Origin of the sequence: Bradyrhizobium sp. AUGA SZCCT0105 (assembly GCF_018129565.1) — a bacterium.
Lineage (GTDB): Bacteria > Pseudomonadota > Alphaproteobacteria > Rhizobiales > Xanthobacteraceae > Bradyrhizobium.
In genome coordinates, this window is record NZ_JAFCMK010000001.1 from 1,396,861 (window position 1) to 1,417,328 (window position 20,468).

Annotated in this window: 20 protein-coding genes; 17 read left to right on the forward strand and 3 right to left on the reverse strand. The window is 64.8% G+C overall.

What is annotated here, in order from left to right:
* Positions 1-136: 136 nt before the first annotated feature.
* Entirely contained in the window at positions 137-1,057 is a 921-nt protein-coding gene (locus JQ573_RS06380; RefSeq protein WP_212311212.1) for an alpha/beta fold hydrolase, read from the reverse strand.
* A gap of 181 nt (positions 1,058-1,238) precedes the next feature.
* On the opposite strand from JQ573_RS06380, the gene JQ573_RS06385 reads away from it, so the two are divergent.
* The 16 genes from JQ573_RS06385 (at position 1,239) to JQ573_RS06460 (ending at position 15,954) form a co-directional block, all read left to right on the forward strand.
* Complete coding sequence (locus JQ573_RS06385) at positions 1,239-1,622, forward strand: hypothetical protein (protein ID WP_212311211.1); 384 nt, start codon at positions 1,239-1,241, stop codon at positions 1,620-1,622.
* Positions 1,619-2,701, forward strand: a complete 1,083-nt coding sequence (locus tag JQ573_RS06390) for an alpha/beta hydrolase (RefSeq protein ID WP_212311210.1) — start codon at positions 1,619-1,621, stop codon at positions 2,699-2,701. Before JQ573_RS06385 ends, JQ573_RS06390 begins: the two co-directional genes overlap by 4 nt.
* Before the next feature lie 26 nt (positions 2,702-2,727).
* Positions 2,728-3,324, forward strand: coding sequence for a GNAT family N-acetyltransferase (locus JQ573_RS06395; RefSeq protein WP_212311209.1), 597 nt, complete (start codon positions 2,728-2,730; stop codon positions 3,322-3,324).
* Between the two features lie 181 nt (positions 3,325-3,505).
* Positions 3,506-3,982 (forward strand): phasin, encoded by a 477-nt coding sequence (locus tag JQ573_RS06400; protein WP_176532682.1) that lies wholly within the window; start codon positions 3,506-3,508, stop codon positions 3,980-3,982.
* 274 nt (positions 3,983-4,256) lie between these two features.
* On the forward strand, positions 4,257-5,540 hold the full coding sequence (locus JQ573_RS06405; protein WP_212311208.1) for a DUF445 domain-containing protein: 1,284 nt from the start codon (positions 4,257-4,259) through the stop codon (positions 5,538-5,540).
* A 204-nt stretch (positions 5,541-5,744) separates the two neighbouring features.
* On the forward strand, positions 5,745-6,515 hold the full coding sequence (locus JQ573_RS06410; protein WP_212311207.1) for a triacylglycerol lipase: 771 nt from the start codon (positions 5,745-5,747) through the stop codon (positions 6,513-6,515).
* A gap of 142 nt (positions 6,516-6,657) precedes the next feature.
* Positions 6,658-7,527, forward strand: coding sequence for a phenylacetic acid degradation operon negative regulatory protein PaaX (gene paaX, locus JQ573_RS06415; protein WP_212311206.1), 870 nt, complete (start codon positions 6,658-6,660; stop codon positions 7,525-7,527).
* A 76-nt stretch (positions 7,528-7,603) separates the two neighbouring features.
* Positions 7,604-8,596, forward strand: a complete 993-nt coding sequence (gene paaA / locus JQ573_RS06420; RefSeq protein ID WP_212311205.1) for a 1,2-phenylacetyl-CoA epoxidase subunit PaaA — start codon at positions 7,604-7,606, stop codon at positions 8,594-8,596.
* A 13-nt stretch (positions 8,597-8,609) separates the two neighbouring features.
* Positions 8,610-8,897, forward strand: a complete 288-nt coding sequence (gene paaB / locus JQ573_RS06425; protein ID WP_024579339.1) for a 1,2-phenylacetyl-CoA epoxidase subunit PaaB — start codon at positions 8,610-8,612, stop codon at positions 8,895-8,897.
* A 144-nt stretch (positions 8,898-9,041) separates the two neighbouring features.
* Complete coding sequence (paaC, locus tag JQ573_RS06430) at positions 9,042-9,818, forward strand: 1,2-phenylacetyl-CoA epoxidase subunit PaaC (protein WP_212311204.1); 777 nt, start codon at positions 9,042-9,044, stop codon at positions 9,816-9,818.
* Positions 9,812-10,315 (forward strand): 1,2-phenylacetyl-CoA epoxidase subunit PaaD, encoded by a 504-nt coding sequence (gene paaD, locus JQ573_RS06435; RefSeq protein ID WP_207836269.1) that lies wholly within the window; start codon positions 9,812-9,814, stop codon positions 10,313-10,315. The genes paaC and paaD overlap by 7 nt, the downstream gene beginning before the upstream one ends.
* Positions 10,316-10,317: 2 nt before the next feature.
* A complete protein-coding gene (gene paaE / locus JQ573_RS06440) occupies positions 10,318-11,394 on the forward strand; it encodes a 1,2-phenylacetyl-CoA epoxidase subunit PaaE (protein WP_212311203.1) in 1,077 nt (358 codons plus the stop codon).
* Positions 11,395-11,484: 90 nt separating this feature from the next.
* Positions 11,485-11,940, forward strand: coding sequence for a hydroxyphenylacetyl-CoA thioesterase PaaI (paaI, locus tag JQ573_RS06445; RefSeq protein WP_212311202.1), 456 nt, complete (start codon positions 11,485-11,487; stop codon positions 11,938-11,940).
* Positions 11,941-11,959: 19 nt separating this feature from the next.
* Positions 11,960-13,291: a phenylacetate--CoA ligase PaaK gene (gene paaK, locus JQ573_RS06450; RefSeq protein ID WP_212311201.1), complete on the forward strand. Its 1,332-nt coding sequence runs from the start codon at positions 11,960-11,962 to the stop codon at positions 13,289-13,291.
* Positions 13,292-13,327: 36 nt separating this feature from the next.
* Positions 13,328-14,758 carry an indoleacetamide hydrolase gene (iaaH, locus tag JQ573_RS06455; protein ID WP_212311200.1) on the forward strand — a complete coding sequence of 477 codons (1,431 nt, stop codon included), beginning with the start codon at positions 13,328-13,330 and terminating at the stop codon, positions 14,756-14,758.
* 140 nt (positions 14,759-14,898) lie between these two features.
* Entirely contained in the window at positions 14,899-15,954 is a 1,056-nt protein-coding gene (locus JQ573_RS06460; protein ID WP_212311199.1) for a YeeE/YedE family protein, read from the forward strand.
* Between the two features lie 88 nt (positions 15,955-16,042).
* Here JQ573_RS06460 and JQ573_RS06465 read toward each other — a convergent pair whose 3' ends face one another.
* Positions 16,043-17,842 (reverse strand): adenylate/guanylate cyclase domain-containing protein, encoded by a 1,800-nt coding sequence (locus JQ573_RS06465; RefSeq protein WP_212311198.1) that lies wholly within the window; start codon positions 17,840-17,842, stop codon positions 16,043-16,045.
* A 160-nt stretch (positions 17,843-18,002) separates the two neighbouring features.
* The gene (locus JQ573_RS06470; protein ID WP_212408686.1) at positions 18,003-18,911 is read right to left on the reverse strand and encodes a DMT family transporter; all 909 of its coding nucleotides are present in this window, start codon (positions 18,909-18,911) and stop codon (positions 18,003-18,005) included.
* Between the two features lie 81 nt (positions 18,912-18,992).
* On the opposite strand from JQ573_RS06470, the gene JQ573_RS06475 reads away from it, so the two are divergent.
* Complete coding sequence (locus tag JQ573_RS06475; protein WP_212311197.1) at positions 18,993-20,450, forward strand: PLP-dependent aminotransferase family protein; 1,458 nt, start codon at positions 18,993-18,995, stop codon at positions 20,448-20,450.
* Positions 20,451-20,468 lie beyond the last annotated feature (18 nt).

The window sequence follows — 20,468 nt, forward strand, 5'->3', positions numbered from 1 at the left end:
CGCACCCCCGGCTCACATGGTCACCGGAAGATACCAGAGCCCCGTTCCGATTGAACCGGAACGGGGCTCTGGATTCTTGTTTGACGCGTTTTCTTGACGCGAACCGGTATCCACTTCGCTCGAAAACGCTCTGGCCTCACGCCGCCTTCACCGCCGCCCCATGCGCGTGCTTGTCGATGGCGTCGATGATCCGCGGCCACATCGGGATCGGCAGCGCATGGCCCATGCCCTCGACCATCAGGAGCTTTGCGCCGGGGATCGAGACTGCGGTGTCCTTGCCGCCTTCGGGATGCACCAGCGGATCGACGGTGCCGTGGATCACCAGCGTCGGCGCCTTGACGCTGCGCAGCCGCTCCTTGCGGCTGCCCGAGGCGAGGATGGCGCGCAGCTGGCGGCCGACGCCCTCCGGATTGAGACCGCGCTCAAAGGTGCGCCGCGCGCGTTCGGGGTCAAGCGCCTCATCTTCAGGGAACGAGCCGTTGCGCAGCACCTTCCATGTCTGGCCGAAACGCACGAAGTACTCCTCCTTGCTCTTCGGCGGCGGCGCCATCAGCACTGCGGTCGCCTCGCGGGTCGGCCCCGGAATCTTCGGATTGCCTGTGGTCGACATGATCGAGGTCAGTGAGCGCACCCGCTCGGGGAAGGTGATCGCAACCTCCTGCGCGATCATGCCGCCCATCGAGGCGCCGACCAGGTGCGCGGTGCGGATGCCGAGCGCATCCATCAATCCGATCGTGTCCCGCGCCATGTCGGCCAGCCGGTAGGGCGCTGCGACCGGAATCTTCAGGAAGCGCAGCTTGAGCAGCTCGAGGGCGGTCAGCCGCTTGCCGCCGCTCATGCGGGAGGACTTGCCGATATCCCTGTTGTCGAACCGGATCACGCGAAAACCGCGCGCAGCAAGCTGGCGACAGAATTCGTCGTCCCAATGGATCATCTGGGCGCCGAGGCCCATGATCAGAAGCAGCGGCTCCGCATTCGCATCGCCAAAAATCTCGTAGCAGATGTCGATGCCGTTGGCGCGGGTTAGTTGCGGCAACTGATGGGCGAGCGTGGTCACGGGCGTCCTCTCCTGGATTCGCGGTCAGGAGCCTGCATGCTGCCACGGATTGACGCAGCGCAGAAGAGCGTCAACGTCGCCGGGCGCGCCGCACTGTTGACCGATCAGCGGCAACAGTGTCGTATGGCACAAACAAACTGAAGCGCGACAAGCGCTCGGAATTGACGTGGAGGAGGGCCGCATGGCCGACAAGGGCAACGACCCTGCCGTGATCTGGCAGGCGATGATTGGCGAGATGGAGAAGGGGTTCAACTCCTTCGGCAACCAGTTGATGAGCTCGCCTGAATTCTCCAAGGTGATGAATCAGGCCGGCAGCGCCGCGGCGGGCGCGCAGAAGCAGCTCGGCGAGATGATGGAGAAATATCTGCTGGCGATGAACCTGCCGAGCCGCGCCCAGCTCGTCGGCATGGCCGAGCGCCTGCAGTCGATGGAGACCCAGCTCAACGAGATCAAGACGCTGCTGCAGCAGGTGCACCACAATTCGCTGGCGCCGGACGACGGCTACGGCGCAACGCCACGGCCGCCGCGCACCAGGCGCCCGCCATCGGAGGGAGACAGCAAATGAATGCTCCCACCGGGTTTGATTTCGCCTCGATCTCCGAGCGAGTCCAGTCCGAGGTGCAGCGTGCGATCCAGCGCAGCATCAAGGGCGTCGAGTATTTCTCGAGCTCCGGCCCCGAGCTCGGCTCGACGCCGAAGGACGTGCTGTATTCGCGCGGCACCATGAACCTCTATCACTACCGGCCGCAGGCCGACGAAGTCTATCGCGTGCCGGTCCTGATCGTGATGGCGACCACCAACCGCGGCTACATCCTCGACCTGGTGCCGGGGCAGAGCTTCATCGAGTTCCTGCTCAAGCGCGGCTTCGACGTCTACATGCTGGACTGGACCGCGCCGAAGCCCGAGGAGAAATCGCTGCGCATGGAGGACTACGTCCTCGACTTCATTCCGGAATCGGTCCGCCGCGTGCAGCAGGATTCCGGCGAAAAGGAAGTCTCCGTGATCGGCTATTGTTTCGGCGGCGTATTGTCGCTGCTCTATGGCTCGATCTTCAACGACGGGCCGATGAAGAATTTGATCTGCTTCACCACGCCGATCGATTTCCGCGAGATGAAGCTGTTCTCGAATTTCGCCGACCGGCGCTATTTCGACGTCGACCGCCTGATCGACAGCACCGGCAACATGCCGCCCGAACTGATCCTGCAATCGTTCGACATGTTGCGGCCGGCCGCGCGCGTGGTCGGCCAGATTCAGCTCTGGGACAACATCTGGAACGACGAGTTCGTCAAGTCGTACCGGATGTTCGACCGCTGGGCGACCGACACGCTGCCGCTGGCGGGCGAATATTTCCGCGCCATCACCAAGGACCTGATGTGGGACAACAAGCTCTACAACGACACCATGACGGTCGGCGGCCGCGCGGCGAAACTCGCCGACATCAAGGTGCCGATCCTGCACGCGGTCGCCGAGCACGACCACATCGTGCCGTATGATGCGGCAAAGCACCTGATCCCCAAGATCGGCTCCGAGGACAAGGAGGAGGTGATGCTGAAAGGCGGTCACGTCTCGCTGGTCGCCGGCGCCAATGCAATCAAGCGGCTGTGGCCGAAACTGGACTCCTGGTTGAGCAAAAGATCGACCTAAGAAGGGTCGACTTGAGAGAGATCGACATGACCGAACAACGTTCCTATCCGCGCCACGTCAAGACCGAGGCCGGCGACATCGAGTTCCGGCTGATGAAGCGGGCCGACGAGGCCGCGGTGCTGGCCTTCGCGCAGAACCTGCCGACGCATGATCTGCTGTTCCTGCCGCGCAACATCAGCCAGCCGAAGGTGCTGTCGGCCTGGATCAACGAGATCGAGCGCGGCGACATCACGAGCCTGCTAGCGGTCAAGGACGGCAAGGTGGTCGGCTGCGGCACCCTGGTGCGCGATCCGCATTCCTGGTCGCCGCATGTCGGCGAGATCCGGATGGTGGTGTCGCTCGACGTGCGCGGGCAGGGCGTCGGCCGGGCACTGTCGCAGGAGACCTTCGCCATCGCGCTGGGCGCCGGGCTGGAGAAGTTCTCGGTGCAGATGACAGTCGACCAGCGGGCGGCAATCGCGCTGTTCGAAAGCCTCGGCTTCAAGGCGGAGGCCCTGCTGCGCGACCATGTCCGCGACGTCGAGGGCAAGACCCACGACATCGTCGTGCTCGGGCACAATGTGGCGCAGGTCCGGGCGCAGATGGAGGCATATGGGGTATCTGAAGCGGTTGGTGGTATTTAGAAACCTCAATCCGCCGGTTCCTTAGGCAATCTGCCGGTTATTCATCCTGTTCACACGTTCGTGATATCGCGGTGCAACATCGATGTTGCAACGCACCATGGATTGTGACACAACAGCCTTGCCCCGGGCCAATCCGGACGGGGTGAGCCCATAGCTCAAACCTGAGGATGGAGAGACCCCAATGACCACCGAAACCAATTCCGTGCTGAACAGCGTCAAGGAAGCCTTCGCGCCCGTCACCGAGGCGTTCACCAAGCTCCAGAACATGGAAGTTCCGGAAGCCGCCCGTGAGTTCGTGAAGAAGCAGGCCGAGGCCGCCAAGACCCGCGCCGCCGATGCGTATGCCGGCTCCGAGAAGGTGACCAACGTGATCGAGACCGCCGTTGCCGGTTCGGTGACCGAAGCCGCCAAGATCAGCCGCAACATCCAGCAGGCGCTCTACCAGGACGCCGAGGCGTTCTTCGCCGGCATCGACAAGCTCGCTTCCGCCAAGTCGCTGAGCGAAGCCGCCCAGATCCAGTCGGACATGGTCCGTGCGCGTGGCGAACTGTTCGTTTCGCGGGCGAAGGCCACCACCGAGTATCTCGGCAAGCTCGTCACCGACGGTGCGAAGACCGCGCAGGACAACTTCGCCAAGGTCTACAGCAAGACCGCCTGATCGCGCTTGCACTGACCACTGCCCTTTTCGGAGGCCCGCCATTTTGCGGGCCTTCTTTTTTGCTTGTTGTCGTCGCCCGGCTCGACCGGGCGACCCAGTACGCCGCGGCCTATCGGCTCAAGCACGACCGTCTCTGGAATACTGGATCACCCGCATGCGCGGGTGATGACACTGAGCACGCTGAGTAAGCTAATCCGTCACCCCTGCGCAAAGGCTTCGCCTTTGGCGCCGGAGGTGCGAGCGGAGGCAAACTAGCGTACATTCGGAAGCCCCCATGACCCTTCCCGCCGCCCTCATCGCAACGCCCGTCGACGCCGAACGCGCGGCCGAGCTGCGGCGCGTAAAGTGGCTGGCAACCGGCGTGCTGGCGGCCACCCTCGTCATCTTCATCGCCTCGAAGGCGCTGCTTGCGGTGCATCCCGCCTTCGGCTTCATCGCGGCCTTTGCCGAGGCCGCGACCATCGGCGGGCTGGCCGACTGGTATGCCGTCGTCGCCCTGTTCAAGCGGCCGCTGGGGCTGCCGATCCCGCACACCGCGATCATCCAGAGCAATCAGGAGCGCATCGCCGAGAAGCTCGGCGAATTCATCGAGAACAATTTCCTGGAATCCGGGCCCGTCGAGGCCAAGCTGCGCGAGATCGATTTCGGCAGCTTCATCGCCGACTGGCTGCGCGACCGCAAACGTTCGGAAGATCTCGCCCGCTTCGTGCTGCGGATGCTGCCCGAAGCGTTTGCGGCGACCGAGAGTTCGGGCCTCATGCAGTTCATCAGCCGCCGCGTCACGACCCAGGTGCTTTCGATCGACCTCGCGCCGCTTGCGGCCGGCGCGCTGCGCGGCTTCGTGCAGGAGGGCAAGCATGGCGGCCTGCTCGACGACATCCTGCGCGTGCTGCACCAGACGCTGACGCAGCAGGAGACCATGGCCGTGATCCGCGACAAGGTCCGCGCGGAGATGCCGACGCTCTTGAGGCTCTATCGTGCCGACAAGTTCGTGGTGAACCGGATCATCGCCTCGGCCACGAAATTCTTCGAGGAAGTGCGCAACGATCCGCAACATCCGTTCCGCGGCGAGTTCGACCGCATGCTGCTGTCGTTCGTCGATCGGCTCGGCAGCGACAAGGCATTCGCCGATCGCATCGACGGTCTCAAGCGCGATCTGATGGCGCGGCCGGAGCTCGCCAATCTCGGGCGCACCATCTGGGCCAACGTCAAGGATTTCATCGAGCGCAGCGCCTCGGGTGAATCGCAGGTGCTGCAGCATCAGCTGGCACGGATGTTCGTCGAGGCCGGCGACGCGCTCGACGGCGACGCCGAGCTGCGCGCCGAAATCAATCAGGGCCTGGTCGCGATCCTGCGCTCGGTCGTTGCCGAGCAGAAGAGCGGCGTCTCGACGTTCATCGCCGACCAGATGAAGAGCTGGGACATGGAGCAATTGATCTCGCTCATCGAGGTCAATGTCGGCAAGGACCTGCAATACATCCGCTTCAACGGCTCGTTGATCGGCGGGCTTGCTGGGTTGGCACTTTACACGCTGGAATATGTGCTGCGGCTGCTGTGACCGATTGGGCACGGAGATCACTTTAGTTGTGGCAAGTGTGACCTGGACCGCTTGCACCAAAGTGATCGGTTCCCTAGCTTTTCAAGGTTGATTGTTGCGTTGCGGAACGATTCCGCCGGGTTTGCGTCAATCCTGTTGACCCATTTCCGTTGATTCCATTGCCGGCCGCCGAGACGTCAGGGGTCGTGCCGAAGAGGAGTTGAAATGTCCGTTGCTGCGCAGACGCTACGCCCGCCGTCCAGGACACTGATGTTTCTGGAAGGCCGCGCCATTCACGAGCTCGGTGCCTTTCTTGGTGCATTGCCGCTGCTGAGCCTCGCGCCGCGCGGCGATGGGCATCCGGTGCTGGTGCTGCCCGGGCTGATTGCCTCCGACATGTCGACGCGCCCGCTGCGCGACTTCCTCAAGAGCAAGGGCTACGCCGTCAGCGGCTGGCGTCAGGGCCGCAACCTCGGGCTTCGCGCCGGCGTGCAGGACGGGATGGTCGATCTGCTGCAGGAGATGAATGAGACCAGCGGCCGCAAGGTCTCGGTGGTCGGCTGGAGCCTTGGCGGCCTCTATGCGCGCCAGCTCGCCAAGATGATGCCGGAGCGCGTGCGCCAGGTGATCACCCTCGGCAGCCCGTTCGCCGCGGGCCCGAAGGCGACCAACGCCTGGCGCGTCTACGAGATGGCCAGCGGTCGCCGTGCCGACGAAGAGGATGCGCGCTTCGGCGGCTCGCTCGCCAGCGCGCCGCCGGTGCCGACCACCGCGATCTTCAGCCGCACCGACGGCGTCTGCGCCTGGCAGGGTTGCCGCGAGCAGGCTTCGTCGATGACCGACAGCATCGAGGTCGAGAGCAGCCATTGCGGCATGGGCCATCATCCTGCCGTGGTCTACGCGGTGGCCGATCGTCTCGCGCAGAATGACGGCGAGTGGGCGCCGTTCGATCGCAGCGGCTGGCGCAGCTTCGTCTATCCGGATCCGAACCGCTGACTTACTTGCCTCGCCCCGTCTCCGCGAGTCGTCTCTCACCGTATTTGCGGAGACTCCCCCTCCCGACCTTCTCCCCGCACGCGGGGAGAAGGAGAAGACGCCCGCATTGTCGTGAATCGACAAAACGCGCTATGCGTTGGGCATGCCACAGCCGCTTGCCCGCATCGTCGATCAGCTGAAGCGCGAGCCGTCACGCACCGGCTCGATCATCATCACCGTGTTCGGCGATTCCATCGTGCCGCGCGGCGGCTCGGTGTGGCTCGGTACGCTGCTCGAATTCTTCAAGTCGCTCGACATCGACGGCAATGTGGTGCGTACCGCGATGTCGCGGCTCGCCGCCGACGGCTGGCTCGAGCGCAGCAAGGTCGGCCGCAACAGCTTTTATCGCTTGAATGCGAAGGGCCGGCAGACCTTCGACACCGCGACCCGGCACATCTACGATCCGCCGCCGTCGGACTGGACCGGCCGCTTCGAGCTGCTGTTGATCGGCAATGCCGAGGATCGCGACGCCGCGCGCGAGGCGTTGAAGAATGCCGGCTTCGGCAGCCCGCTACCCGGCGTATGGGTTGCGCCATCGGGCGCGCCGATCCCCGATGAAGCGTCGCGCGCGATCCGTCTCGAAGTGTCGGCGGAAGACGACAGCGGGCGCAGGCTGCTCAGCGAGAGCTGGCCGCTCGATCGCACCGCAGACGCCTATCTGAAGTTCATGAAGACGTTCGAGCCGCTGCACGGCTGGATCACCAGGGGCGAGAAGCTGACCGATGGCGACGCCTTCACCGCGCGCATCCTGCTGATCCATCATTATCGCCGGGTCGTGCTGCGCGATCCGCTGCTGCCGTATCAGCTATTGCCGAAGGACTGGCCGGGCAGGGCAGCCCGCAAGCTCTGCGGCGAGATCTATCGCGGGCTGCTTCCGCCGTCGGAACAATGGCTTGACGATCATGCAACCAATGAGGACGGGCAGCTGCCGAAGCCCAACGGGGCCGTGGCGCGCCGTTTCGAGGGCACCTGAACATATTACAGAAATATATTGCATTTGGAAATTTGTGTTATATATTCCTGCCTAACAACACACTGGGAGGTCGGCCATGTACACGCAGGCGCTCAACTCATCCGACGGCGACGATCGCGGCGTCGAGGATGTCGCCCGCGCCAGTCAGTTCCAGGCCCGCATCGATGCCGACGAGCGTATCGAGCCGAACGACTGGATGCCCGCGGCCTACCGCAAGACGCTGACCCGGCAGATTTCCCAGCACGCCCATTCCGAAATCGTCGGCATGCTGCCCGAAGGCAACTGGATCACCCGTGCGCCGTCGCTGCGCCGCAAGGCCGCACTGCTCGCCAAGGTGCAGGATGAATGCGGCCACGGGCTCTATCTCTACGCCGCAGCCGAGACGCTCGGCACCTCGCGCGAAGAACTGGTCGACGGCATGCTCTCGGGCAAGGCGAAATATTCCTCGATCTTCAATTACCCGACCCTGACCTGGGCCGATATCGGCACCATCGGCTGGCTGGTCGACGGCGCCGCGATCATGAACCAGATCCCGCTGTGCCGCTGCTCCTACGGCCCCTATGCGCGCGCAATGATCCGCGTCTGCAAGGAAGAGTCGTTCCACCAGCGCCAGGGCTTCGAGATCATGGTGACGCTGTGCCGCGGCACTGCGGAGCAGAAGGCGATGGCGCAGAACGCGCTCGATCGCTGGTGGTGGCCGGTGCTGATGATGTTCGGCCCGCCGGACCAGGTCAGCCAGCACAGCGACACCTCGACCAAGTGGAAGATCAAGCGCTTCTCCAACGACGAGCTGCGCCAGAAATTCATCGACGCCACCGTACCGCAGGCCGAATTCCTCGGGCTGACGATTCCCGATCCCGGCATGAAGCAGAACGAGAACGGCAATTGGGAACACAGCCCGATCGACTGGGACGAGTTCAAGCAGGTGCTGGCCGGCAACGGCCCCTGCAACCGCGATCGTCTCGCCGCGCGCCGCAAGGCGCATGACGAAGGCGCCTGGGTGCGCGAGGCCGCGATGGCCTATGCCGAGAAGCGCAAGAGCCGCCAGCTCGCGCAAGCCGCAGAATAAGGGAGCGCTCAAGATGGCCACGCCGAACGTTCCGCTCTGGGAAGTCTTCATCCGCAGCCGCAATGGGCTTGCGCACAAGCATGTCGGCTCGCTGCATGCGGCGGACTCGACGCTCGCCCTGCAGGCCGCGCGCGACATCTACACCCGCCGCGGCGAAGGGCTGTCGATCTGGGTGGTGCCCTCGAACGCGATCACCGCGTCCGATCCGTCCGAGAAGGGCATGATGTTCGAGCCGGCGGAGTCCAAGATCTACCGTCACCCGACCTTCTACGACGTGCCCGACGAAGTCGGGCATATGTGAATTTCACCTGTCACGGCGGGGAGGCGCGTAGCGCTCTCTCGGACCATGACGCCCCGATCGTAACCGCGGCCATCCTTCGAGACGCCTGCTGCGCAGGCTCCTCGGGATGACGTCGAGCAAGTGGATGCAGGTGGAATAGAGAACATGGCAACCGCCAACATCGAAGTCTCCGAAACGCCGCTGGTGCTCTATGCGCTGCGCCGCGCCGACGATGCGCTGATCCTCGGACATCGACTGTCCGAATGGTGTGGCCACGCGCCGGCAATGGAAGAGGACATGGCGCTCGCCAATATGGGTCTCGACCTGCTCGGCCAGGCCCGCGAGCTCTACAGCTACGCGGCCAAGGTCGAAGGCAAGGGCAACGACGAAGACAAGTTCGCCTACCTGCGCGACGTCAGGCAGTACCGCAATCTGCTGCTGGTCGAGCAGCCGAACGGCGACTTTGCCCGCACCATGGTGCGGCAGTTCTTCTACGCGGCGTTCGCCGATCTCTATTGGCGCGCGATGATGGCCTCGTCCGATCCGACGCTGGCCGCGATCGCTGCGAAGTCGGAGAAGGAGAGCGCCTATCATGTCAGGCATTCGTCGGAATGGATCGTCCGTCTCGGCGACGGCACCGAAGAGAGCCATCGCCGCGCGCAGTATGCGATCGACGATCTCTGGGCCTATACCGGCGAGATGTTCGTGGTCGACGACAGCGAGCGCGGCCTGATCGAGGCCGGCATCGCGATTGATCCGGCGGCGCTAAAGCCGCGCTGGCTGAAGACGGTCACCGGCATCGTCAACGAGGCGACGCTGTCGCTGCCATCGGGCAACTGGATGCAGCAGGGCGGCCGCACCGGCAGCCACAGCGAGCATCTCGGCCATCTCCTCAGCGAGCTGCAATCGATGCAGCGGACCTTTCCGGGGGCAACATGGTGACGGTCGCGCTCAGCGATGCCGATCTGCGCCGGCGCGCCTGGAGCGCGGCCGCGCAGGTGGTCGATCCCGAAATTCCGGTGCTGACCATCGCCGACCTCGGCGTGCTGCGCGATGTCGCGGTCCACGACGGCCATGTCGAGGTCGCGATCACGCCGACTTATTCGGGCTGTCCGGCGATGAACATGATCGCGCTCGAGATCGAGCTCGCGCTGGAACGCGAGGGGATACATCAGCCGAAGGTCCGCACCGTGCTGTCGCCGGCCTGGACCACCGACTGGATGAGCGAGGACGGCCGGCGCAAGCTCAAAGAGTACGGTATCGCGCCGCCGCTGCCGGGCTCTTCGCGCCGCGCGCTGTTCGGCGAGCAGGCGGTCGCATGCCCGCAATGCGGGTCAGGCGATACCGAACTGCTGTCCGAATTCGGCTCGACCTCCTGCAAGGCGCTGTGGCGTTGCAAGAGCTGCCGTGAACCCTTCGACTACTTCAAGTGTCATTGACCATGTCGACCCCACGATTCCACCGTCTGTCCGTCAGCGATCTGCGCCGCGAGGCGTCGGACGCCATCTCGATGACCTTCGCGATCCCTGATGATCTGCAAGGTGACTACCGCTTCACGCCTGGCCAGTATCTGACGCTGCGCACCACGATGGACGGCGAGGAAGTCCGCCGTTCCTACTCGATCTGCTCCGGTCCCGATGACGGCGAGCTGCGCATCGCCGTGAAGAAGGTCGACGGCGGCGCCTTCTCGAACTGGGCCGCCGAAGAGTTGAAGGCCGGCGACGAGCTCGACGTGATGACGCCGACCGGCCGTTTCGGCGTTGCGCATACGCCCGGCGAGGCGCGAACCTATGTCGGTTTCGCCGCCGGCAGCGGCATCACGCCGATCCTCTCGATCGTCAAGGGCGTGCTGGCGCGCGAGCCGGATAGCCGCTTCTTCCTGTTTTACGGCAACCGCTCCACCGAAGGCGTCATGTTCCGCGAGGAGCTGGAGGAGCTGAAGGACCGCTTCATGCAGCGGCTCTCGGTATTCCACGTCATCTCGGGCGAGGAGCAGGACATCCCGATCCTGCACGGCCGGCTCGACGGCGAGAAGGTGCGGGTGCTGCTGCGCTCGCTGGTGCCGGCTGCGACCGTCGATCACGTCTTCGTCTGCGGCCCGGCCGCCATGAGCGAGACGATCGAGGCGACTTGCCGCGAAATCGGCATCGCCGACGAGCGCATCCATGTCGAGCGCTTCGTGTCGGAATTCGGCGGCAAGCCGCGGGCGAAGGTCGTCGTTCCGGCCGGCGCGCCGCCGAAGGCGATCGCCGGACTGATCATCGACGGCAAGCGCCGCGAGGTGCCGGTGGCCGACGGCGAGTCGATCCTCGATGCCGCGCTGCGCGCCGGCATGGACCTGCCGTTCGCCTGCAAGGGCGGCATGTGCTCGACCTGCCGCGCCAAGCTGGTCGAAGGCGAGGCGCCGATGGATCTGAATTATTCGCTGGAGCCGTGGGAGCTGAAGGCGGGGTTCATCCTCACCTGCCAGGCCAAGCCATGTTCGGGCAAGGTCGTGGTCGATTACGACCACGTCTAATTCTTTCTGCGCGTTGACACCTCGCGCGTCGCGCCCAACACTGACACCAAGAGGCCCGCTGCAAACGGGCCCACGCACAGGGAGTTCGATGTGAACGTGAAGGCCACGCTATCGCCCGAGGATGTCGCACGCGCCTGCGCGGATGCGATGTGGAAGGAAGACGACGCCAGCAAGGGCCTCGGCATGGAGCTCGTCGAGATCAAGCCGGGGCAGGCGGTGATGGCGATGACGGTGCTGCCGCACATGGTCAACGGCCAGCGCATCTGCCATGGCGGCTACATCTTCACGCTCGCTGACTCAGCCTTCGCCTTTGCCTGCAACAGCCGCAACGATCGCGCGGTGGCGGCGCAGGGCAACGTCACATTCATCCGGCCCGGCAAGCTCGGCGACCGTCTGGTGGCGACGGCGCGCGAGATCTCGCGCAGCGGCCGTTCGGGAATCTACGACGTGCGCGTCACCGCCGGCGACGGCGTGATCGCTGAATTTCGCGGACATTCGCGCGTGATACAAGGCACCTGGCTGCCGGACACGGACATCAAGGCATAAGGCTTCAGGGGAAACGTCGATGGCAACGGCAAAGCTCAAGGTCAAGGACGGCGGTTATCACGCCGAGCTCGATGCGGCCGAACGCGCCTCGCGCGACGAGATCATGGCGCTGCAGACCAGGCGGCTCGCCTGGTCGCTCAAGCATGCCTATGACAATGTCGCGCACTACAAGAAGGCGTTCGACGCGGCGGGCGTGCACCCCACAGATTTCAAGCAGCTTGCAGATCTCGCAAAATTTCCCTTCACGGTGAAGACGGATCTGCGCGACAATTATCCCTTCAACATGTTCGCGGTGCCGCGCGAACAGCTGGTGCGGGTCCATGGCTCCTCGGGGACAACAGGCAAACCGATCGTGGTCGGCTACACCAAAGGAGACATCGACACCTGGGCCGACGTGATGGCGCGCTCGATCCGTGCCGCCGGCGGCCGCACCGGCATGCTGATGCACAATGCCTATGGCTATGGCCTGTTCACCGGCGGCCTCGGCGCGCATTACGGCGCCGAGCGGCTCGGCTGCACCGTGATCCCGGTCTCCGGCGGCATGACCGAGCGGCAGGTGCAGCTGATCAACGATTTCCGGCCCGACATCATCACGGTGACGCCGAGCTACATGCTGGCGATCCTCGATGAGTTCAAGCGGCAGGGGCTTGACCCGCGCAAATCGTCGCTGAAGTTCGGCATCTTCGGCGCCGAGCCGTGGACCAACGCGATGCGCGTCGAGATCGAGCAGGCCTTCGACATGGATGCGACAGATATCTACGGCCTCTCCGAGGTGATCGGCCCCGGCGTCGCGCAAGAATGCGTGGAGACCAAGGACGGCCTGCACATCTGGGAAGATCACTTCTATCCCGAGGTGATCGATCCCCTGACCGGCAAGGTGCTGCCCGACGGCGAGAAGGGCGAACTGGTGTTCACCTCGTTGACCAAGGAAGGCTTCCCGATCATCCGTTACCGCACCCGCGACCTGACGCGGCTGTTGCCCGGCACGGCGCGGCCCGGCATGCGCCGGATGGAGAAGGTGACCGGCCGCTCCGACGACATGATCATCCTGCGCGGCGTCAACGTGTTCCCGACCCAGATCGAGGAAGCGCTGCTGGCGACCGACTGGTGCGGCGGCCACTTTGTTATAGAACTGACCCGCGAGGGCCGCATGGACGAGATGACGGTGCTCGCCGAAGCCCGGCCCGAGAGCTGGGACGGTGAAGGGCTGACCGCGCACGCCGAGAAGGTCTCCGCCTTCATCAAGAACACGATCGGCATCTCCACCCGCGTCCGCGTCGTCGCCCCCGAGACGTTGGAGCGTTCGCTCGGCAAGGCGAAACGTGTTTACGACAAGCGGCCGAAAGAATAGCCTCTCGCCCGCAATGCAAGAGGGTGCGGGGTTTCCATGGCCGATAGCAACGAAGCAACCGCGGCGCAGATCGTGGCCGACATCCGCGGCCGGAAGGTGACGGCGGTCAGCGTCGTCGAGGCGGCGCTCGATCGTGCGGAGCGGCTCAAGCACCTCAACGCCTTCATCGTGCTGAACCGCGACGGCGCGCTGGCGGCGGCGCGCCAGGTCGATGCCGGCACGCGCGCCGGCGTGCTGGCCGGGCTTCCGATCGTCGTGAAGGACAACATCAACACATCAGATATGCCGACATCGGGCGGCACCCCGGCGCTGCAACACGCCCGGCCTGCGCGCAATGCGCCGTCGCTGAAAAAGCTGCTCGACGCGGGGGCTGTGGTCATCGGCAAGACCAATCTGCACGAGCTCGCCTTCGGCATCACCAGCACCAATCTCGCGCCATTCGCGGGACCGGTGCGGAATCCATATGACACGGCTCGGATCCCGGGCGGCTCGTCCGGCGGAACGTCGGCGGCGATCGCCGCACGGATCGCCACCTGCGGCCTCGGCTCGGACACCGGCGGCTCGACCCGCGTGCCCGCGGCGCTGACCGGGACCGTGGGCTTGCGGCCTTCGGTCGGCAATGGCGGCGCCGAGCGGCGCTACCACGACGACAACCAGGTGGTTCCGATCAGCCATACCCGCGACACCGTCGGCCCGATGGGACGCACGGTTGCCGATGTCGCGCTGCTCGATGCCGTCATCACCGGCACGTCACAGGCGTCAGCCGTTCCGCTATGCGGCGTGCGCCTCGGCATTCCCGCCTGTTTCTGGAGCGGTCTCGATCGCGATGTCGAGGCCGTTGCCCACTCAGCCTGCGCCCGGCTCACGGCTGCCGGCGCTGTGCTGGTCGATGTCGATATGCCCGATTTGTTCGAGCAGAACGACAAGGTCTCGTTCGTGCTGGCGCTGCATGAACCGATCGCCGATATCCCGGCCTGGCTCGCCGCCTCCGGAATCGAGGGGATCACGCTGTCCGACATCGCGGCCGGCATCGCAAGTCCCGACGTGGTCGGCGCATTCGGCGCCATCACCGCGGACGCCTTCGGCGCCGCCTATGATGATGCGATCAAGGTGCAGCGGCCGGCGCTGCAGGCGATCTATGCCGCCTATCTCAGGGACAACAAACTGGACGCCATCCTGTTTCCGACCACGATCGCGCCTGCACCTGTCATCGACGAGAAGACCGGCTCCGGCGAGATGTCGGTCAATGGCGGCGAACCGGTGCCGACCTTCGGCTCCATGATCCGCAACACCGATCCCGGCAGCAATGCCGGCCTTCCCGGGCTCTCGCTCTATGCCGGCATGACGCCGGATGGCCTGCCGGTTGGGCTCGAACTCGACGGTCCGGTCGGCAGCGATGCCAGTTTGCTCGGGCTCGGCCTGTCGATCGAGGCGATCCTGGGCACGGCCCCACCACCGAAGCTCTGACTCGCCGGCGGTAACAAGCCCCTTGAATTGATCGGTCAGTCGATTAGTCATGGTTTGGGCCGCCTGGCTGCCACGATCCACGCGCCTTGCGGCGCGCTTTTCGCTTCGCCCGCAATGACGAAGGCAATTGAAGGATTGTTATGGACCCCGCCACGATTGTCATCCTCGCCGCCCTGATCATCGGCCTGATCTATGGCTCGGTCGGGCTCGTCAGCGGCTTCTGTATGATGAGCGGCCTGCGCGGCTGGTGGGCGGACGGCGACGGTCGGCTGGTGCGCACCTATGCGCTGGCGATGGGGGTTGCGATCGCGGCCTCGCAGCTGCTGGCGGCGGCCGGTCTCGTCGATCTCGGCAAGTCGATCTATCTGCAGCCGTCGTTCTCGGCGCCGGTGATGTTCCTCGGCGGGCTGTTGTTCGGCTACGGCATGGTGCTGTCGAACGGCTGCGGCTCGCGGGCGCTGGTGCTGCTCGGGCGCGGCAACCTGCGTTCCTTCGTGGTCGTCATCGTGCTCGGCATCTTTGCCGAGATGACGCTGAAGGGCCTGATCGCGCCGCTGCGGATCGCGATGGTGCAGGCCTCGCAGGCCACGGTGTCAGCCAATTCGGTGCCGGCGCTGTTGGCAGGCAGCGGCCTTGGCGCGCTCCCGGCGCGAATGGTAGCCGCCTCGGTGCTCGCGGCGGTCCTGATCATCTTCGCCTTTGTTCATGCGCCGTTCCGCAAGTCGCCGGGCCAGATCGCGGCCGGCCTGATCGTCGGCCTGCTGGTGGCGGGCGGCTGGTACGCGACCGGCTATCTCGGCGCCGATGATTTCAACCCGGTGCCGGTGACGTCGCTCACCTTCATCGCGCCGATCGCCGATGCCCTGCAATACGTGATGCTGTCGACCGGCTCGACGCTCAATTTCGGTATCGTCACCGTGTTCGGCGTGTTTGCCGGCAGCCTGATCACTGCGATTGCCACCAGGCGCTTCCAGCTCGAAGGCTATCGCTCGCCGCAGCACATGCTGCGCTCGGCAAGCGGCGCCGCACTGATGGGCGCCGGCGGCGTGATGGCGTTCGGCTGCTCGGTCGGGCAGGGGCTGACCGGATTGTCGACGCTGTCGCTGTCGTCCTTCATCGCGATCGCCGGCATCATGCTCGGCACCGGCGCCGGGCTGCGCGGAAGCTTGCGGGTCAGGCCGCTCGCGATGGCCTAGGGCGTGTACTCATAACCGGCGGCTTCCAGTCATGAAGCGGAAGTTGCCAGTTCGGTAGTTATCGGCGGCTTATGGCCCATCTCCGACATCACCCCTCCGGCACCCCGGCTATGCGCATGCCCTGGCAGAGGCGCTCTTGTCCAGCGAGATAAATAGGATTGTCGCTTATTTTCGCGGCGCGCAAGCGGCGGATCGTAAAGCCTGGGTTGAGCGCAAATCCCGCTTTCGCAGCTGTTCGCGCCTCATCCAGCGCGCCGAGCAAGCCCAAGGCCGCGGCGAGCAAAAAATGCGCGGGAGCATGAGTGCGGTTGGCCTCAATGCTTCGTCGCAGCCAACTGACGGCTTCGGCATCCGCACCGACCTGTAGCTTTGCCGCGCCCACAAAACGCATCAACCGGTTGGCAACGAGATCGCGGGGGGACAGACGGAGAGCCTCGAGTACGTGGTCTTCAGTCTCGGTAGGGCGACCCATATAGAATTTGGCCAAACCAATAGCGCCATGAGCATAAGCCAAATTGCGATTAAGCGACAATGCCTGCTCGCATTCGGTAATCCCTTGTGCTGCGCGATTTGTACTAATGTACACGAGAGCCAATATCACGCGGGCCATTGCAAGGTTGGGGGATAGTGAAAGTGCTTTGATCGTGTTGGCTTCGGCCGCCGAAAGGAGCGCGGCCCGGTCATCCGTTAACAGGTCGGTTCCCACGGTTAGATCGACGTTTGCCATACCGATCAACGCCCAAATCGCTCCGCCCCCTTGGGGATCGATCGCAAAGGCACGCTCAAAAAAGTCGCGCGCCCGGGTCGCGTGCTCAAGGGTTGGCCCTTTGTAGAAGCAGGCAGTACCCTGAAAGAACAGGTCTAGTGCGTCGGGATGCAGCGACCGCTCCGCTGTTCGTGCCTCGGCCACAATGAGCTGGGCACCTAACGAGTTGGCGAGCCTCGATACGATTTCGTCCTGCATATCGAAAAGATCGGCGACAGGCTTTTCGAAGCGCTCTGCCCAAAGATGTTTGCGGCTTTCGGCATCGATGAGCTGCACGTTCACTCGAAGCCGCTTGCCACTGCGCTGCATGGAACCTTCAAGCACGTACCGGACGTTCAACTCGCGGCCGACTTGCCGTACGTCGATTGGCTTGCCCTTGTACGAGAACGCGCTGTTCCGGGCAATTACGAACAAGCCACCGATGCGCGACAGGTCCGTTGTTAAGTTCTCGGTTACACCATCGACAAAGTAGTCTTGCTCGGGATCGCCGCTGAGGTTGGCGAAAGGCAGCACAACGATGGAAAGACGAGGCGGTGAAAGGGCGCTCGATCCCGCGCGGTGAGACCGCATCGTTAGGCCGTGTTCATCCCAGATCACGGCATAGGTCCGGACTGGGCGGGCGATGTTTTTTAAGTTCTGGTCGCCCAAATCGGCGAACCGAACCCCCACCTTGCCCCTTACTTGATCGTAGGCAGAAGACGCGATGCAGATGCCGCCAGGCTCTGCGATACCCTCGAGCCGCGCCGCGATGTTAACGCCGTCTCCGAATATGTCATGGGCCTCGACGATTACGTCGCCGATGTTGACGCCCACGCGGAAGGAAACGCGCCTGTCTTCTTTCTCGTGGATTGAAAGTTCCTTGATGCGGGTCTGAAACCGTACGGCGGCTCGGACAGCCTCAACTGAGCTTGTAAACTCCGCCAGGAACCCATCGCCGGTGTTCTTCACGATACGCCCGCCGTGTTCAGCGATTGCTGGCACGACAGCGTCCGCCAAGAGCGCTGTCAATTTGGCATGTGTCGCCTCTTCGTCGTCGTGCATGAGCCGCGAATAGCCAGCCACATCGGCGGCCAATATCGCCGACAACCTGCGCTCGACAGGGAATGGCCGCTCCTGCACCATGGCTCTCAACCCAACCGACGAGATATTGTACGACGGATCGGGCGACCGTGCCACATTGCTAATGTCGCCTGATGCCCAACCGACATGCAGCGACGTCGGTTTCGAAGTCGGCTTCGGAGACCGAAGCGGACGTGATAAAATGTATGAGTACAGGCCCTTATTACGCCCGCGACGGCGCGTCCGCGAGCGCGCTCAGCGCGATGCCGCCGACGATCAGCGCCGCGGCGATCGCGAGCGACAGATCGATCGGCTCGCCGAGCAGAAATGCAGCAGTCACGATGCCGACGATCGGCGTCCCCGTCGTGCCGAGCGAGGTCGTCAGCGCTGGCAGGCTCTTGTTGACCATCGACATCGCCCAATAGGCCAGCGCGGTGCCGATGAAGCCGGAATAGAGAAACAGCAGCACGAGGTGCGGCGACCATGTCACCGTGGGCACGCCCTCGGTGACCAGCGCGGTCGTCGTCAGCACCAAGGTCGCGACCAGCACCTGCCACAGCAGGAGCTGCAGCGGCGTCGCGATCCAGCGGTGCGAGCGGATATAGATGATGTTCGCGGCCCAGCAGATCGCGGCGAGGATGATCATGCCGGCGCCGGCGATGACATGCAGATTGCTCCAGTCCAGCGACGCCGGGTTGAGGATCACGCAGAGCCCGGCGAGCCCGGAAGCGACACCGACAAGTTTCAGCGTGCCGAGCCGTTCAGTCCGCGCGGCGCCGGCGGCGAGCGCGACCCAGAGCGGCGTGGTGTAGCCGAGCACGATGCCCTTGCTCGCCGGCAGATAGCGCAGGCCGGCCGCGACCAGGGTCGAGAAGAACGTCATGTGCAGGAGCGCGACGCTGAGCACGACAGGGACATCGGCGATCCGCGGAATGATCAAATTGCCGCTGGCGCGCAGGATCACCAGCAGGGCGACCAGGGCGACCCAGCTGCGGATCGATGCGGTCCACAGCGGCGGCACCGCCTCGACCACCGATTTCGTCACCGACCAGTTGATGCCCCAGGCCAGCACCACGACGATGAACAAACCGGCGGCCTTGGCAGGGGAGAGCGATGGGTTCACGGGCGGCATCCTTGCAGGCGATACCGCTTCTGAATAGGATCGCACTGGCTCTCTCGAAAGAGCCAGATTTGACAGATCAAAGGAGCCAGATTGATCCTCGCCGAACTGCTCGCGCTGAAGCGTGCCGATGATGCCGGCCTGACCGCGCAGCTGACGCAGCAGCTGCGTACCCTGATGGCGGGCGGCCGGATCAGGAGCGGGGCCGTGCTGCCGTCGAGCCGCACGCTTGCGGCCGAGCTCGACGTGTCGCGCAACACGGTGACGCATGCCTATGAGCAGCTCGCGGCCGAAGGGTATCTGCGCGTCGCCGCGCGGCGGCGGCCGGTGGTGTCAGACGATATCGAGGCGCGCTTCGCCAGGGCGGTGCCGGCCCCGCGCCGCGATGCCGCCCGCAAGCCGTTGCTGTCGCCCTGGGCCTTGCAGCTCTCCGACACGGATTGGCCGCTGTCCTACCAGGCCGATTTCCGGCCGCTGCGTCCCGGGCTTGCGGATGCGCGCGAATTTCCGCACGAGATCTGGGCGCGCTGCCTGCGGCGCAGCGCATTGCTGCGTCGCTTCAACGACCAGACCGTGATCAACCGGCCGAGCCTGCGCGAGGCCTTGCGCGACTATCTCGAGATCAGCCGCGGCGTGCGCGCCGAGGCCGATCAGATCCTGATCCTGCCGACCGCGCAGGCGGCGCTGACGCTGATCGCCGCGATCATCATCGTGACCGGTGATGCGGTGTGGACCGAGGATCCCGGCTATCCCGGCGCCGCGGCGGCGTTTCGCGCGGCCGGCGCCGACGTCGTCGGTGTCAGGCTCGATCAATGGGGCATGATGCGGACGCGCGAGGCGCGGGCGCCGAAGCTGATCTTCACGACGCCGTCGCATCAGCACCCGACCGGGCGGGTGATGCCGGTTGCGCGCCGCACCGAGCTGTTGGCGGCGGCCGAGCCTGGCAAGACCTGGATCGTCGAGGATGATTACGACGGCGAGTTTCACTATGACAGCCGCCCGATGCCGGCTTTGCAAGGGCTCGATCGCGAGGGACGCGTGCTCTATCTCGGCACCTTCGCCAAGGCGACGACCGCCGATATCCGCATCGGTTATCTGGTGGTGCCGCCACAACTGGCGCGGACGATGGAGATCGCGCAGCGCCATCTCGGGCTGATGGCTTCCGTGCACGTCCAGGAGGCGCTGGCCGGCTTCATGGCCGACGGGCATTTCCTGGCGCATGTCAGGCGGATGCGGCGGATCTATCGCGCGCGCCGCGATCACCTCGCGGCGGCGCTGGCGCGGCACCTCGAGCCGGTGCTCACGGCCGAGGTCCCGCCGGGCGGCATGCAGCTGATCGCGCGTTTCAGGGATGGCGCCGCGGACCGGAGCGCCGTGGCGCGGCTGGTCGCCGCCGGCGTCGAGGTGCGCGCGCTGTCGAGCCTCGCACTGGAGCGGCCGCACGACCACGGCCTGCTGCTCGGTTTCGCCGCTTGGCGCGAGAACGAGATCGGCGCCGCGGTCCGCATCATGGCGAATTGCCTGACGGGGAAGCGTGCGGCGCGTGGCTGAGAGGCGTTCGCACGATTT

Excerpts from the sequence above, each read along its gene's own strand:
- paaE (WP_212311203.1), top strand. The coding sequence starts at position 10,318 with ATGTCGACCCCACGATTCCACCGTCTGTCCGTCAGCGATCTGCGCCGC.
- paaB (WP_024579339.1), top strand. The coding sequence starts at position 8,610 with ATGGCCACGCCGAACGTTCCGCTCTGGGAAGTCTTCATCCGCAGCCGC.
- JQ573_RS06385 (WP_212311211.1), top strand. The coding sequence starts at position 1,239 with ATGGCCGACAAGGGCAACGACCCTGCCGTGATCTGGCAGGCGATGATT.
- JQ573_RS06395 (WP_212311209.1), top strand. The coding sequence starts at position 2,728 with ATGACCGAACAACGTTCCTATCCGCGCCACGTCAAGACCGAGGCCGGC.
- JQ573_RS06470 (WP_212408686.1), bottom strand. The coding sequence starts at position 18,911 with ATGCCGCCCGTGAACCCATCGCTCTCCCCTGCCAAGGCCGCCGGTTTG.
- paaX (WP_212311206.1), top strand. The coding sequence starts at position 6,658 with ATGCCACAGCCGCTTGCCCGCATCGTCGATCAGCTGAAGCGCGAGCCG.
- JQ573_RS06410 (WP_212311207.1), top strand. The coding sequence starts at position 5,745 with ATGTCCGTTGCTGCGCAGACGCTACGCCCGCCGTCCAGGACACTGATG.
- JQ573_RS06405 (WP_212311208.1), top strand. The coding sequence starts at position 4,257 with ATGACCCTTCCCGCCGCCCTCATCGCAACGCCCGTCGACGCCGAACGC.
- paaK (WP_212311201.1), top strand. The coding sequence starts at position 11,960 with ATGGCAACGGCAAAGCTCAAGGTCAAGGACGGCGGTTATCACGCCGAG.
- JQ573_RS06400 (WP_176532682.1), top strand. The coding sequence starts at position 3,506 with ATGACCACCGAAACCAATTCCGTGCTGAACAGCGTCAAGGAAGCCTTC.
- JQ573_RS06460 (WP_212311199.1), top strand. The coding sequence starts at position 14,899 with ATGGACCCCGCCACGATTGTCATCCTCGCCGCCCTGATCATCGGCCTG.
- paaD (WP_207836269.1), top strand. The coding sequence starts at position 9,812 with ATGGTGACGGTCGCGCTCAGCGATGCCGATCTGCGCCGGCGCGCCTGG.
- iaaH (WP_212311200.1), top strand. The coding sequence starts at position 13,328 with ATGGCCGATAGCAACGAAGCAACCGCGGCGCAGATCGTGGCCGACATC.
- paaA (WP_212311205.1), top strand. The coding sequence starts at position 7,604 with ATGTACACGCAGGCGCTCAACTCATCCGACGGCGACGATCGCGGCGTC.
- JQ573_RS06390 (WP_212311210.1), top strand. The coding sequence starts at position 1,619 with ATGAATGCTCCCACCGGGTTTGATTTCGCCTCGATCTCCGAGCGAGTC.
- paaC (WP_212311204.1), top strand. The coding sequence starts at position 9,042 with ATGGCAACCGCCAACATCGAAGTCTCCGAAACGCCGCTGGTGCTCTAT.
- JQ573_RS06465 (WP_212311198.1), bottom strand. The coding sequence starts at position 17,842 with ATGGTGCAGGAGCGGCCATTCCCTGTCGAGCGCAGGTTGTCGGCGATA.